We start from the raw sequence: 13,829 nt of genomic DNA, 5'->3' as shown, positions 1-13,829 counted from the left end.
CCGTTCCCCCAGCTCAGGCTAGATCAGGCCCCCGTCCCCCACCGACGGCCATGCCGATTGCATTCGATGAACGGAAGAAGTCTGTACGCGCCGGTGAGGCGCGATCCTCAACGGCCACAGCCCGCGCCCTTTACTTTGTAGATTCGTAAGCTCCTACTCCGCGAGGAGGCGTCCGCCCGCGATCGTCGCGCGGACGTTGCCTGCTGACGGGCGGTGCAGGGCTTCGGTTAGCGGGACGTGCAGGAGTACGAGGTCGGCCGCCTCCCCTGTGGCCACACGCCGGGGAGGTCCGCCGGGTGTGCCGGGGGCGGTGAGGAGTGAGCGCAGTGCCTCGGCTGCGGGGATGGTCTCGTCCCGGCCGGCGACCGCGCCCGACCTCGTGGTGCGGTTGGCGGCGGCGTCCAGTACCGCCCAGGGGTCGAGCGGTCCGTAGGGCGCGTCGCTGGACAGCCCGACCGGGACCCCGGCTTCGAGCAGGCTCCGGCACCGGTAGAGGTCGGGCACGTCCTCGGCCGGGACGTCGCGGAGGTAGTCGTCGCCGCGGTCGGCGAGGAACCCCGGCTGCGTGACGACCCGCAGCCCGCGCCGCGCGAGCTCCGGGACGATGCTCTCCGGGACGAGCGCCGCGTGCTCGATGCGGTCGCCGTCCAAAGTCCCGGTGTCGGCGAAGGCGGCGAGCAGGAGCAGGAGCGCCTCGCGGGTGACGCAGTGCACCGCGACCGGCCGCCGATGCTCGTGGGCGTGCCTGATCCGCGCGCCCAGCTCGTCGAGCGGCGGCAGGCCCGAATCCGCCAGGACGATCTTGTACGGGCCGGTGCTGAGGCGCGGGTGCGGGTGCGGGGGCGTCCCGGCGTCCGGCGGCAGTCCGAGGAGGTGGACGCGCTGGGGGAGCGTCCCGTCGCGGACCGCCGCCTCGATCGCGGCCCGCGCCCCGGCGCCGAGGTCGGGCGTCGCGTCGGTGACGGCGGTCACGCCCAGCCGCGCCAGCTCCCGCCCGACCGTGCCGAGGTCCACCGGGCGCGCCGCCGGGAGGCGGGTGCGCAGCCAGTCGTCCGCCCGCCAGAGCCGGCCGGTGGGCCGTCCGGCGGCGTCCCGCTCGACACCGGGGTGGTCGGCGGAGGCCAGGCCCGCGGCGCGCACGGCCGCCGGGTTGAGGATCCACAGGGCCCCGCTGCGATGCTGGATCCGGACGGGCCCGCCCGGGCGCAGCGCGTCGAGCGCGGCGGCGTCCAGGTCTCCGGCGACGCTCTCGGCGTAGCCGACGCCGCGCACCCACCCGTGCTCATCGGGTTCGGCGTCCCGCAGGACCGCCGCGAGCCGGTCCGCGCCGGTCACGGCGGGCGGCCCGCACACGACCGAGCGCCGCCACGCGGCCAGCGCGTGCAGGTGCAGGTGATGATCGCAGAGTCCGGGAATGAGCGCTCCCCCGCCGCACTCCACGACCTGCTCCCCGGGCCGCCGTGCCAGCCCGCCGCCGATCTCGGCGATCCGGCCGCCCGCCAGGCGGACGTCGGCGCGCCCGCGCCGGCCGAGCTCGGCGTCCCGCAGCAGCAGCCCCGTCACGGGACGGCGATACCGAGGCCGGCCAGCACTTCGGCGGTGTCCCGCCCCATCGCGGGGGCCCCGCCCGATGGTTCGCGCCGTGCCGGGGCGGCGACCGGCAGGGCACCGGCCTCGCTCTCCAGCACCCAGGCGTCCCCGCGCCGGACGGCCTCCGGGCTCGTGACGGGCTCCCCCGCCGGGAGGGTCGCGGCGACCACGGCGGACATGGCGACGTCCCACAACACGCCGCCTCCGCCGGGCGGCACGGTGGCGGCGAGGGCGGCGGCGGTCAGCCCGGTGAGGGGGTCGGCGATGGCGTCGCCGCAGAACAGCGGGGCGAGGTCCGGGTCGCGGCAGACGAGACCCGCGGCGGCGGCCACGTCGTCCCCGAAGCCGATCCGGTCGTGCGCGCGCCCGTAGGCCGTGATCGACACCCAGGTCGTCCCGCCGGCGACCGCCGCCTCGGCGTCGAGACCGAACCGGGCGAGGGCGCGGGGGCGGGACGCCTCGATGACGATGTCGGCGGCGTCGACGAGCGCCCGCATCGCGCGGCGGCCCGCGGGGTCGGCCGGGTCGAGGACCACCGACCGGTGCCCGGCGTGCAGCAGGTCGTAGAACGCGGCGTCGCCGAGGCGGGCGCCGTCCGGGCGGGCGGGGGTCTCGACCTTGACGACGCGCGCTCCGGCCGATCCGAGCAGGTGCGCGCACAGCGGGCCCGCCCACAGCGCGCTGAAGTCGACCACCAGCGCGCCGTCCAGCGGGCGGGGCGCCAGCGGTTCGGGGACGCTCGACGGGCAGTCCGCGACGGGCGCCGCCGCGACCCCTAGCAGTTCGGCGCGTTCGGCCAGTTCGGCCCCGGTGTGCTCGCGCAGCCAGGGGACGAGCGCCGGCCACGGGTCGTCGTCCACGTCCGCTTCGGCGAGCGCGCCGAGGAGGGCGGGATCGTCGGGGCGGGCGCAGGAGACGGCGGCCCACCCGTCCGCCGTCGGGAGAAGCCGGCAGGCGCCTCCGGCGGACCTGCGTCCCCTCCGGCGGTGCCCGGTGAACGCGGCGCGCTCGGACAGCAGCCGCGCGCCGTCCACCCCGAACCGCTCCCCCAGGCCGGCGGCCACCGCCGCCGCGTTCCCCGGCGGCACGAGGGGCGGCCCGTCAGGATGCCCGCACAGCGGCAGCACCCCCGAGGACGCCCAGCTCGCAAGGGCGTCCGGCCCGCTCCCCTGCGGCGATGCGTCCCCACCAGGCGACATGGCCCGACGATACACTCCGGCCCGATCGACACTTCCGGGAGAGGACCGGCCGTGCACATCTCCGTTGCCGACCTCGCCGACGGCGCGGCCGACCTGCCGCTCCTGGCCCCCGACGGGTCCGTTCACGACCCCCTCGTCACCGTCGACCTGGCCCCCGCAGATCCCGCGGTCGCCGCGCGAGCGGCCCAGCGGGCCGGGGACTGCGACCGCATCCTCATCGGCCTCGGCACGGCGGACCCCGAACTCCTCCGGGCACTCGACCTCACGCTGGGCGCGGGCGGCCGGGAGGCCGTGGACGACCCGGCGGCCTCGCCGGACGTGCTGCGCGAGGCCGTCACCCGCAATCCGCATGCGTCCCTGCTCCTGCGGGACGTCCTGCGCACCACGGAGGGCATGCCGGTCGACGCGGCGCTCGACGTCGAGTCCTATGCCTACTCCACGCTCCTCGGCGGGCCGGAGTTCGCCCGCTGGCTGGCCGCCCGCCCTCCGCGCCCGGTCCCGCCCGAGGCGGACGACCCGGTCCTGCTCGCGCGGGACGCCGGCCACCTGTCGATCACGCTCAACCGCCCGGAACGGCGCAACGCCTTCGGCCGGCAGCTGCGCGACGCCCTCGTGGACGCCCTGACCGTCGCGGCGTCCGACCCCGCCATCACCCGCGTGACCCTGCGCGGCGCGGGCCCCGCGTTCTGCTCCGGCGGCGACCTGGCCGAGTTCGGCGCCGCCCCCGACCTGGCGACCGCCCACCTGGTGCGCACCCGGGGCGGCGCGGGCCGCCTGATCCACCGCCTCGCCGGACGCGTCGAGGCCCGCGTGCACGGCCCCTGCGTCGGCGCGGGCATCGAACTCCCCGCGTTCGCCGGCCGCGTCACCGCCCACCGGGACGCGACGTTCCGGCTGCCCGAGGTGTCCATGGGCCTCATCCCCGGCGCCAGCGGCACGGTGAGCATCCCGCGCCGCATCGGCCGCTGGCGGACCCTCTACATGGCCCTGACCGGAACGCCCGTCCCCGCCGAGACCGCCCTCGCCTGGCACCTGGTGGACGGCATCCGGCCCTGACACCGCCTCAGCGGCGGGGTTCGAGGTAGCCGGCGATCGATTCGGCCAGCACGGCGCGCGCGTCGTCGATGTCGGTCCAGGTGCTCAGGTGCTGCTCCAGATAGAGGCCGCGGACGGCGGCGGGCAGGAGGTGGCGCACCCGCTCCAGCCGGTAGGCGTCCACGACGAGCCCGCGGAACGCCCGCGCGTAGGCGCGCCGCCACCGGCGGTCCCAGAGGTTGAGCTGCTCCGCCGTCCGCGGGTACGCCTCGGTGAACTCGGCCGTGTTGCGCGGCAGCAGGCTCCGCAGCGCCGCCACCGCCCGGCCCGGGGGCGAGTCGAGGCCCGACCAGATGGCGTCGACGATGCGGCTCATCCGCTCGGCCACGGACCCGTCGTCGATGTCCTTCCACGGCAGCATGTCGCCCTGGCCCGCGAGTTCTTCGAGGACGGCGGCCCACAGCCCGTCGACGCCGCCGAACTGGTGCTGGACCGTCCCCCAGGTGACCCCGGCGCGTTTCGCGACGAGGTTGGCGCTGGCCTCGCCGGCGTGCTCGCTGTCGGCGAGCATGGCGATCGCCGTCCTGATCACGCGGGCGCGCGTCTCCAGGCCGCGCCGGTTGAGCGGGGCGCCCCGCGCGTTCAGCGGGGGGCCGGTGACACCGCGGCCCGGCTCCACCGGCTGCGCGCCCCGGGCGGACGAGGGCTCAGTCACGGGTGCGATTCTAGTTCGGGCGGCATGGCCGGAACGGCCGCATCGGCGGAGTGAGCATAGACACATCTATGTAAGCTGGTGGCACCGGTCCCGCCGGTATACGGTCGGCGCATGACGAGCCGCCAGCCCTCCCTCAGAGCGTCCGCGTGGCAGGCCGGCGGATTCGTCCGCGACGACACGCCGACCGCCGAGGTGGAACGCCGGGAAGCGGTGATCGAGTCGCTGGCCGGCACCGTCCGCGACCTGATCGACGCCACGATCCGCACGACGGTCGGGGACGACGAGGTCCACCGGGTCCGCGACGACCTCGCCGCACTCGTCGACAGGCTGCGGGCCTCCCAGCTGCCCGGTCCCGCCGGAGTCAGGTACAACACCGAGTTCCGCTCCTGGAACTGGGGCAATGCCGTGGTGGGCGCCGCGAACGGGATCGCTCCGCCGCTCCGCATCGTCCATGATTCGGACGGGTGCCACGCCGATGTGGTTCTGGGTGCGGCGTACGAGGGGCCTCCGGGATTGGTGCACGGCGGTGTCTCCGCGTTGCTCCTCGACCACATCATGGGCGAGACGGCGTCCGGAAGGCGCCGGACGGCCTTCACGGGAACGCTCACCATGCGCTACCGGCGCGGTACTCCCCTGGGCCCCCTGCGGCTCGAAGGGAGAATCGTCGGCGAGGAGCGCCGCAAGATCTTCGTGGCCGGCTCGATCTCCGACGCCGACGGGGTCACCGTCGAGGCCGAAGGCGTCTTCATCCAGCCGGCGGGCACCCCGACCGCCCCGGAGGGGCCGAGCACATAGACACCGCTATGTGCCCGCTGACCCGTAACGGCGGCGCCCGGGCAGCGCGCCGGCGTGTCGTGGACGCGCTCAGCCGTGCAGGCTGGGCCGGTAGGTGAGCTCCTGGATGTGGCCGTCGAGCGTCCGGTGCCCGACCAGCTCCAGGTCGAAGTCGGCCGCTCCCCGGAAGACGGGGTCCAGCCCGGTCGCGCCGGTGATGACCGGGAAAAGCGTCACCTGGACGCGGTCGACCAGGCCGGCGTCCATCAGCGCCCGGTTCATCGCCAGGCTGCCGTGCGACCGCAGCGGCACCGCGGACTCCTCCTTGAGCCGGGCGACGACGTCGACGGCGTCGCCGCTCGCGACGTTCGCGTCCGGCCAGTCCAGGGGGCCCTCCAGGGTGCTCGACACCACCGTTGCCGGCAGGTGCCGCATCCGCGTGACCCAGGGGTCGCGCACGTCCGACTCCTCGGTGCTCGACGCCAGCATCTGCGCGAACGCCCGGTAGGTGTTGGCGCCGAACACCATCCGCTGGTCCTCCTCGTACAGGGCGAGGCGGCGGTCGAGGAGTTCGGGACCTTGCTTGCCCCAGTAGCCGGTCCAGTCGCCCCCGGCGGCGCCGAAGCCGTCGAGGCTGGAAAAGACGTCGAAGGTGTAGGTCGCGGTCATGATGCTCCTCCCACTGCGGCCGATCGCCTGTCGGGGATACTGACCGGCGGCCGCGGCCGGACTCATCGCCGGGAACGCCTTTACCGAAGCTGGGCCATGCCGAGTCCCGAGGACGGTTGCCGCGCGCGGAGACGGATGGCGAGGATCGAAGCGCAATCCGGCTCAAAGAGGAGGCGTCCGGTGACATCGCAGCTCAACCCGTACATCAGCTTCAACGGCGACGCCCGGGAGGCGTTGGAGTTCTACAAGGACGTCCTCGGCGGCGAGCTGACGATGCACACCTTCGGCGAGTACGGCGACAAGAGCGCGCCGGAGGCCGACAGGATCATGCACGGCACGCTGCAGTCCGAGCTGGGCTACACGCTGATGGCCGCCGACACCCCGCCCGGCATGCCGCACAACCCCGGCGACAACATCACGATCAGCCTGAGCGGCGACGACGCCGACACGCTGCGCGACTACTGGGCGAAGCTGTCCGGCGGCGGCACCGTGGGGGTCCCGCTGGAGATGCAGATGTGGGGCGACGAGTTCGGCCAGTGCACCGACCGCTTCGGCATCAACTGGATGGTCAACATCACCGGCTCGGCCGCCTGACCGGAGCCGCGCCCTCTTCACGCACTTGGAAGGCGTCCTGGCCGATGGGGCCGGATACTTCGCGGACGGCCTCGGCCCATTCTCCGTCCGGCCATCTCGTGGAGACGTCCCAGGTACAGCGGGCGAAGAGGTTCAGCACGTGGTCCGGGGAAGGCCGTCCGGACATGTGGGCGAAGCGGGCGTGGGTGAAATCCGCGCCGGTGAGATCGGCACCGGTGAAAACGGCGCCGATCAGGTCGGCGCCGATGAGCCTGGTCCGCACGAGCTTGGCGCCGTCGAAGTTCGAGGCGCCGACCTCGGGCGCGCCGCCGAGGGCGGCGCCGCTCAGGTCCGCGTCGGTCAGGTCGGCGCCGGCGAATCCGCCGATGATGCCGAAGTCGGCGCCGCGCAGATCGGCGCCGACGAGTCTGGCGCCCGCGAACTCGACTCCCATGCACAGGGCCGGCGGGCCCGGGCAGGCCCAGGACAGGTCGGCGCGGCGCAGGTCGGCTCCGCTGAGGTCGGCGTCGATGAGGTCGGCGCCCTGCGGGAACCGGACGCCCCGCAGGTCGGCCCCGCGAAAGTCCTTGCCGGCGAGGCGGGCCAGGTCCCCGGCGCTCCCGTCCTCGGTCAGTCCCGCCAGGTTCTCCGGTAAGCCGGGCGGCCGGGCGGTCCCGGTCCGCTCGCCGTCGACGGCGTCCGCGGGCACGACCCTTCCGTGCAGCGCGTACAGCTGGAAGCCGTCGCGGTAGCGGATCGCCGGCCCCGTCCGGCGGTGCAGCCGCAAGGGCTCTTCCCCGGCCCTCGGCTCGGGGGCGAGATGGATCTGCTCGGGACGCTCGCACACCAGGCAGACGTCCTCGAAGGGCCACCAGCCGCCGCAGGATCCGACGAGGTCCTGCCACAGCGCCAGCCTGCGCTCCCAAACCCTCCGGCGCCGGCCGTGGGAGAACCGGCCCTTCTCGCCTTCCACACCGTTGAGCCGCAGCAGAAGGAACTCCCCCGGCTCCGGCACACCGTGGGTGGCCGCGATCGCCTCGGGATCCGGCGCGCCGAACTCGCTCCAGTCCCAGTCGGGCTCCCCGCGGGGAGAGTCGATCCACACGAGCCGCGGCTGCGGCGCGCCGACCAGGTCGTACAACCCGGAGACCGCCGCCTCGGCGACGGGCCGATCGGCCGGCGCGGCGGCCGGTTGGCCCTCCCCTTCACGGAAGTCGGCGACCAGCCGCACAACCTCCGGCCCGACCACGTCCGGCCGGACGGAAATCCATGTATTGAACGGGCGAGGGGGCTCCATACTCGTTCAATATCACGGGCCAAGCCGCCCATCCATGCCCGAACAGGCGCCGCACACGTGGCCGATGTCGGATCGGGGCCCATCCCATTCGTCTAGGGGGTGAAGGCACGATTCCCGACAGTGCAAGGAGCAGACCCGTGAACCCGACCCTGAACACCATCGACATCGTCGTCGCCGACATGGAGGCCGCCATCGGCTTCTACGCCCGGCTCGGCCTGGCCTTCACCGTCGATCCCGCCTACCCTGACCACGCGAGCTGCGACCTGCCCGGCGGACTGCACCTGATGCTGGACACCGAGAAGTTCCGCGCCTCCAGCCAGACCAAGGGGTGGAGCGGCCCGTCCGGCGACCCGCGCAACTTCCTGGCGTTCCAGTTCGCCGCCCCGGCCGACGTCGACGCCAAGTACGCCGAGCTCACCGCCGCCGGGTACCCCGGCGTGCAGGAGCCCTGGGACGCTTTCTGGGGGATGCGGTACGCCACCGTGACCGACCCCGACGGGAACGGCATCGACCTGTACTGCCCCTTGGCCGAACCGTCCGACGCTCAGTGACCGCCCGCGGGGCGCAGCCAACACCGATCCGGGAGGGGAAGACAACGTGAAGTACGTGCTCATGTTCGTGGAGACCGAGGAGTTCGTCCGCGAGCTGGAGGCGATGACCGAGACCGAGCGCCAGGAGGCGTTCGAGGGCGCCGGCCGCTGGTTCACCGAGCACGCCGCCCAGATCACGCACCACGCGCACCTGCACGGCCCGGAGACGGCCACCACGATGCGGCTGGCCGGCGGCGACGCCATCGTCACCGACGGCCCCTTCGTGGAGGGCAAGGAGGTCGTCTCGGGTTACGCCGAGATCGAGGTCGCCGACCTGGACGAGGCGATGGCCCTCGCGCGCACGTGGCCGGGGTGCCCGGTCGTCGAGATCCGCCCGATCACCTAACCCGGATGCCACCGCCGCACGACCCGGCGCACCCGCAGGACGAGGTGCGCGCCGAGCTGGCCCGCGTGGTCCGCGAGCACGCGGGCCGGCTGACGGCGAGCCTGGTGCGGGTGCTGGGCGACTTCGCCGCCGCCGAGGACCTCGTCCAGGACGCCATCGAGACCGCCCTGCGCCGCTGGCCCGCCGACGGCGTCCCCGAGCACCCGGACGCCTGGCTGCTGACCACGGCCCGCCGCCGCGGCATCGACCTCCTGCGCCGGCAGGCCACCTACCGCGACAAGCTGGCCCGGCTCGCCTGGCCGGCGCCGGCCGAGCCCGACGACCGGCTGAAGCTCATCTTCACCTGCTGCCACCCGGCGCTGCCCCGCACCGCGCAGATCGCGCTGACCCTCCGCACCGTGTGCGGGCTGACCACCGCGCAGATCGCCGCCGCGTTCCTCGTCCCCGAGGCCACCGTCGGGCAGCGCATCACCCGCGCCAAACGCAAGATCACCCAGGCGGGCATCCCGTACCGCATCCCCGCCGGCACCGAGCTGCCGGAGCGCCTCGGCCAGGTCCTCGCGGTCGTCTACCTGCTGTTCAACGAGGGCTACCTGACCAGCACCGGCGAGCGCCCCCACGCGGCCGACCTGGCCGGCGACGCCGAATGGCTGGCCGCCCAGCTGGCCTGGCTGCTGCCCAAGGAGCCCGAGGTCCTCGGCCTGCTCGCCCTCGTCCGCCTGCACCAGGCCCGTACCGGCGCCCGCTTCGACGCCGCCGGCGGCCTCATCCTCCTGCCCGACCAGGACCGAGCCCTGTGGGACCACGAGGCGATCGCCGACGCCGCCCGCCTCATCGAACGCGCCGCGAAACTGCGCCGTCCCGGCCCCTATCAGCTCCAGGCCGCCATCCTCGCCTGTCATGCCGAAGCCCCCACCTGGGCCGACACCGACTGGCCGCAGATCGTGGTGCTCTACGACATGCTCCTGGCCCTGGCGCCCTCACCCGTCCACCGGCTCCAGCGCACCATCGCCCTGCACCACCACCCCGGCCTCCGCGGCGGCCCCCGCAACGCCCTGGCCGACCTGGACGCCCTCTCGCCGGCCGACCGCAAGGCCCTGGAGCACTACCCGCTGTTCCACGCCACCCGCGCCGAACTCCTGCGCGCCACCGGCCACCACGAGGACGCCCGCACCGCCGACCAGCACGCCCTGGCCCACACCACCAACCCGGCCCAGCACGCCCTCCTCCAACAACGCCTCCACTGGGACTGACCCCAGGCCGCCGACCCGGCGGATGGGCGGGTCAGTTTTCGGTGGGGTGGTAGCGCTCCTTGCGGGTCTTGGCGCCGATGAGGCGGAGCTGGGTCAGCAGCATCCACTGGTCGAGGCGCCGGGGGACCAGGCGCGCCGAGGTGCGGATCAGTGCGGCCATGCGGTCGAAGCGGCGCTGGTCGCGCGGGGACCACTCGATGTCGAAGCGGGTCCGGACGGGCTCGGGCAGGCAGCCGATCGCCACCAGCGTGCCCAGCGGCCGCAGCACCGGCCGGGCCGCCCGGATCGCCATGGACGGCACGAACGGGACCGCGCCGATGCCGTCCGTGCGGGCGATCTCGATGGACCGCGCGGCCGGGGCGGTCATCTCCAGGCGTTCGGCGCAGAACGCGTCGAACGTCTCCCGGAAGGCGGCGTAGTCGGACGGCACCGGGCGCATGCTCACGCCGTACCGGGCGTACCAGGCGACCGTCCCGGCGTAGAGGCGGTCGTGGTCGGCCGCGGTCAGGGCGCCGACCGGGAAGAACAGCTCGGCCGTCCGGAACATGTGCCAGGTGAACGTGGCGTGCGCCCACCAGAACGTCTCGGGGTCCAGGGCGTGGAACCGGCGGCCCGAGGAGTCCACGCCCTTGAAGTCGAGGTGCAGGTCGCGGATCCGGCGGGCGCGTTCGGGGCCGTCCGGCTCGAAGATCGTCGCCCAGATCTGCGGGACCGACCGCCAGATCCTTCCGAACGGGTCGTCGAAGAAGCCGGACTGCTCGGCGACGGCCGTGCCCAGCGGCGGGTACATGAGCTGCAGCAGTCCGGTGGCGCCGCCGGGGAGCGCCGCCCGCGAGTCGCCGGCGATCCGCCACAGCAGAGACTGCGGGCCGATGGGCTCGGCGGCCTGGACGGCCGGGTCGTCGAGGTGCTCAGCTGCCGCCATTCCGGCCTCCTTCACTGTCGTTGAGACGATGACACGAAAATGTTGCATGTGTCCAGAGGGGGCATAATGGCCGCGTGGACGCCGCGATCGACCTGCCGGACCTCGCCCGGCGCCTGCCGCCCCCGCCCGCTCCGGAGCTCGGCCCCTGCCTGGACGCCGCGGCGCTGTGCCTGGCCCGGCACGGCCTGTCCCGCACCTCGATGGCGGACATCGCCCGGGAGATGGGCGTCTCGCGCAGCACCGTCTACCGGCAGATCGGCTCGGTGGAGAACGCCGCCTGGCTGCTGCTGTCCCGCGACCTGCACGCCTTCTACGGCACGCTCCCCCGGATGTTCGCCGAGGCCGACGGGCCCGAAGTGATCACCCGGCCGCTGGCCGCGCTGCTGCGCCACGCGTGGGCCAACCCGGTGCTGGCCAAGGTGCTGCGCGACGAGCCCGACTTCATCGGACGCGCGCTCGCCGTGCACGCCGCGCCCATGCTCGACCAGGGCGCCCGGATGCTGGCCCCGCTCTACCAGAGCCTGATGGACGCCGGGCGCATCCGTCCCCAGGACCCGCTCGACCTCGCCCACTGGCTGCTGCGGGTCTTCATGATGCTGGTCGTCGCCCCACCGCCCACCGACGTCGACACCTTCCTGGACGGCATGCTGCTCCCCGCCCTGAAACCCTGACCGCACGCCGCCGGGCGGGAGGCGGAACTGCGCGACAAGGTGAGGGTCGAGGAGTGGTGGAAGTTCGACGGCTCAGGACGCGGTGCCGCCCCGGTGCCCGAGATGGCACCGGGGCGCTCGCCGGAACCGCACCTGACCACCGCGTTCAGACCCGGACGGGAAGGGACACCAGGCCGCGGACGATCGAACCGGTGCGGTGGTGGCGCAGCTCGGCGGGCGGTACGGCCAGGGCCAGGCGGGGGAAGCGGTCCAGCAGCGAGCCGATGGCGATCTCGCCTTCCAGCCGGGCCAGCGGGGCGCCGAGGCAGAAGTGGATGCCGTGCCCGAAGGCGACGTGGCGTCTGGGGGCGCGGGTCACGTCCAGCCGGCCGGGAGCCTCGAACACCGCGGGGTCGCGGTCCGCGGCGCCCAGCGAGACGTGCACCCAGGCGCCCTTGGGGACCGGGGTCCCGGCGATCTCCATGTCCGCCAGGGCGATGCGCTGGCTCGCGCGTTCCACCGGCCCGTCGAAGCGCAGCAGCTCCTCGATCGCGGACGGCAGCAGCTCGGGCCGCGCGCGGAGCAGTTCGAGCTGGTCGGGTGCCTGGAGAAGGGCGAGGACGCCGTTGCCGATCAGGTTCACCGTGGTCTCGTGCCCGGCGATGAACAACAGCGCGATGCTGCCCAGCAGTTCGGCCTCGGTGAGGGCGGCGTCCCCGTCGCGGGCGGTGACCAGGCCGCTGATCAGGTCGTCCTCGGGGTGTGCCCGGCGTTCGGCGATGACCTCGACCAGGTAGCCGTTGAACGCGCGGGCCGCCTCCCGGCGGCGCTCCCGGGCAGCCGCGGTCAGCGCGGGGACGGTCAGCACGGCCGTCCACTCGCGGAACCGGGGCCGGTCGGACGCCGGGACGCCGAGCAGCTCGCAGATGACCTGGACCGGCAGCGGTACGGCGAGGTCCTCGATGAGGTCGGCCTCACCGCGGGCCGCGACGCCGTCCAGCAGCGCGCCGGTGATCTCCTGGACGCGGGGGCGCAGCTTCTCGACCCGCCGTGCGGTGAAAGCCTTCGCGACCAGCGCGCGCAGCCGGGTGTGGTCGGGCGGGTCCATGGCGAGCATCGTCCCGCCGAAGAACAGCTCGCCGTCGACGGGCACGGAGCTGTGCGCGCTGTCCTTGGAGAGGCGCGGGTCGCCCAGCGCCGCGCGGCCGTGCTCGTGGTCCACCACCAGGAAGGCGGTGGCGCCGCGGGGGAAGTCGATCGGATGCACCGGCCCGGACGCCCGCAGCTCGTCGTACGCGGCATACGGGTCCTCGGTGAACGCCCGGCTGAACAGGAACTCCAGCGGCAGCATCACACCACTTCCCCCACCCCGGCGAGGAAGCCGGGCCGGGACATGTCGGGCTCGAACGGTTCGGCGTCCGGCCGCCAGTCGGCCACCTGGACCAGGCCGGGCCCGATCGGCTCGGTGCCCTCGAAGAACCTCATGACCTCGTCGATCCCGCGCGGGATGATGTCGCCCGCCCCGGTCCTGCCGTAGGCGGACCGCACCTGGTCCTCGACGGCCCGGCCGACCTCGCCCCGGTGCCCGTGGGAAATGGCCAGGAAGCTGCCCGGGACCAGCGGCTTGCGCAGCTTCGCCACGATCTCGGCGGGACGGTCCTCGTCCGGGACGAAGTGCAGGATGGCCAGGAGCAGCAGGCCGACCGGCTGGTCGAAGTCGATCCGCGACCTGACCTCGGGATCGTCCATGATGCGCTCCGGTTCGCGCAGGTCGCCCTGCACGACCGCGGTCAGCGGGTTGTCGGCCAGCAGCGCACGCGCGTGCACGAGCACGATCGGGTCGTTGTCGACATAGACGACGCGGGCGTCGGGCGCGGCCCGCTGCGCCACCTCGTGCACATTCTCCCGCGTCGGCAGCCCGGACCCGATGTCGATGAACTGCCGCACGCCGCGCCGGGCCATCATCGTCACGGCCCGGGACAGCAGCCCGCGGTTCGCGCGGGTGAACTCCAGCACGTTCGGCATCGCCGCCACCACCTGGTCGGCGGCCCTCCGGTCCGCGGCGAAGTTGTCCTTGCCGCCGAGGTAGTAGTCGTACATCCGGGCCACACTGGGGGTCTCGGGATCGATCACCCACTCGGGATGATGCTCATCGGTCACGGACAGACCTCCCGCCTGGCTACAGATCGCACGATTTTAGGGCCGCGAGCCAA

Annotated in this window: 15 protein-coding genes; 7 read left to right on the top strand and 8 right to left on the bottom strand. The window is 74.0% G+C overall.

What is annotated here, in order from left to right:
* Positions 1-153 precede the first annotated feature (153 nt).
* Complete coding sequence (locus tag E1266_RS04175) at positions 154-1,563, bottom strand: amidohydrolase family protein (protein ID WP_132043900.1); 1,410 nt, start codon at positions 1,561-1,563, stop codon at positions 154-156.
* A complete protein-coding gene (locus E1266_RS04170; protein ID WP_132043898.1) occupies positions 1,560-2,789 on the bottom strand; it encodes a CoA transferase in 1,230 nt (409 codons plus the stop codon). Before E1266_RS04170 ends, E1266_RS04175 begins: the two co-directional genes overlap by 4 nt.
* A 51-nt stretch (positions 2,790-2,840) precedes the next feature.
* Here E1266_RS04170 and E1266_RS04165 point away from each other — a divergent pair, with 51 nt between their 5' ends.
* On the top strand, positions 2,841-3,845 hold the full coding sequence (locus E1266_RS04165) for an enoyl-CoA hydratase/isomerase family protein (RefSeq protein ID WP_207945408.1): 1,005 nt from the start codon (positions 2,841-2,843) through the stop codon (positions 3,843-3,845).
* Positions 3,846-3,852: 7 nt separating this feature from the next.
* Here E1266_RS04165 and E1266_RS04160 read toward each other — a convergent pair whose 3' ends face one another.
* A complete protein-coding gene (locus E1266_RS04160; protein WP_207945407.1) occupies positions 3,853-4,539 on the bottom strand; it encodes a TetR/AcrR family transcriptional regulator in 687 nt (228 codons plus the stop codon).
* A gap of 111 nt (positions 4,540-4,650) precedes the next feature.
* Here E1266_RS04160 and E1266_RS04155 point away from each other — a divergent pair, with 111 nt between their 5' ends.
* Positions 4,651-5,334, top strand: coding sequence for a PaaI family thioesterase (locus tag E1266_RS04155; protein ID WP_132043894.1), 684 nt, complete (start codon positions 4,651-4,653; stop codon positions 5,332-5,334).
* Positions 5,335-5,403: 69 nt separating this feature from the next.
* Here the strand turns inward: E1266_RS04155 and E1266_RS04150 are convergent, their stop codons facing one another.
* On the bottom strand, positions 5,404-5,982 hold the full coding sequence (locus E1266_RS04150) for a dihydrofolate reductase family protein (protein ID WP_132043892.1): 579 nt from the start codon (positions 5,980-5,982) through the stop codon (positions 5,404-5,406).
* A gap of 180 nt (positions 5,983-6,162) precedes the next feature.
* On the opposite strand from E1266_RS04150, the gene E1266_RS04145 reads away from it, so the two are divergent.
* Entirely contained in the window at positions 6,163-6,576 is a 414-nt protein-coding gene (locus E1266_RS04145) for a VOC family protein (protein WP_132043890.1), read from the top strand.
* Here E1266_RS04145 and E1266_RS04140 read toward each other — a convergent pair.
* Positions 6,557-7,852 carry a pentapeptide repeat-containing protein gene (locus tag E1266_RS04140; protein ID WP_132043888.1) on the bottom strand — a complete coding sequence of 432 codons (1,296 nt, stop codon included), beginning with the start codon at positions 7,850-7,852 and terminating at the stop codon, positions 6,557-6,559. The two genes, E1266_RS04145 and E1266_RS04140, sit on opposite strands and share 20 nt — an antisense overlap.
* A gap of 137 nt (positions 7,853-7,989) precedes the next feature.
* Between E1266_RS04140 and E1266_RS04135 the strand changes: the two genes are divergently transcribed.
* The 3 genes from E1266_RS04135 to E1266_RS04125 are packed head-to-tail and all read left to right on the top strand — an operon-like array spanning position 7,990 to position 10,041.
* The gene (locus E1266_RS04135; RefSeq protein WP_132043886.1) at positions 7,990-8,403 is read left to right on the top strand and encodes a VOC family protein; all 414 of its coding nucleotides are present in this window, start codon (positions 7,990-7,992) and stop codon (positions 8,401-8,403) included.
* A 46-nt stretch (positions 8,404-8,449) separates the two neighbouring features.
* Positions 8,450-8,788, top strand: coding sequence for a YciI family protein (locus tag E1266_RS04130; protein ID WP_132043884.1), 339 nt, complete (start codon positions 8,450-8,452; stop codon positions 8,786-8,788).
* A gap of 5 nt (positions 8,789-8,793) precedes the next feature.
* Positions 8,794-10,041 (top strand): DUF6596 domain-containing protein, encoded by a 1,248-nt coding sequence (locus tag E1266_RS04125; protein ID WP_132043882.1) that lies wholly within the window; start codon positions 8,794-8,796, stop codon positions 10,039-10,041.
* A 31-nt stretch (positions 10,042-10,072) separates the two neighbouring features.
* Here E1266_RS04125 and E1266_RS04120 read toward each other — a convergent pair whose 3' ends face one another.
* Positions 10,073-10,966, bottom strand: a complete 894-nt coding sequence (locus tag E1266_RS04120) for an oxygenase MpaB family protein (protein WP_132043880.1) — start codon at positions 10,964-10,966, stop codon at positions 10,073-10,075.
* 74 nt (positions 10,967-11,040) lie between these two features.
* Here E1266_RS04120 and E1266_RS04115 point away from each other — a divergent pair, with 74 nt between their 5' ends.
* Entirely contained in the window at positions 11,041-11,637 is a 597-nt protein-coding gene (locus tag E1266_RS04115) for a TetR/AcrR family transcriptional regulator (protein ID WP_132043878.1), read from the top strand.
* 145 nt (positions 11,638-11,782) lie between these two features.
* On the opposite strand, the gene E1266_RS04110 is transcribed toward E1266_RS04115, so the two are convergent.
* Together E1266_RS04110 and E1266_RS04105 are read right to left on the bottom strand one after the other, a co-directional pair.
* Entirely contained in the window at positions 11,783-12,967 is a 1,185-nt protein-coding gene (locus E1266_RS04110; RefSeq protein ID WP_132043909.1) for a cytochrome P450, read from the bottom strand.
* Positions 12,967-13,776 (bottom strand): SAM-dependent methyltransferase, encoded by an 810-nt coding sequence (locus E1266_RS04105; protein ID WP_243718220.1) that lies wholly within the window; start codon positions 13,774-13,776, stop codon positions 12,967-12,969. Before E1266_RS04105 ends, E1266_RS04110 begins: the two co-directional genes overlap by 1 nt.
* Between the last annotated feature and the right edge of the window lie 53 nt (positions 13,777-13,829).

The sequence above is a fragment of the Actinomadura sp. 7K534 genome (assembly GCF_004348575.1).
GTDB classification, from domain to species: domain Bacteria; phylum Actinomycetota; class Actinomycetes; order Streptosporangiales; family Streptosporangiaceae; genus Spirillospora; species Spirillospora livida.
Note: the sequence above shows the minus strand (reverse complement) of the source record. Positions and strands in the feature narration are given on the sequence as shown.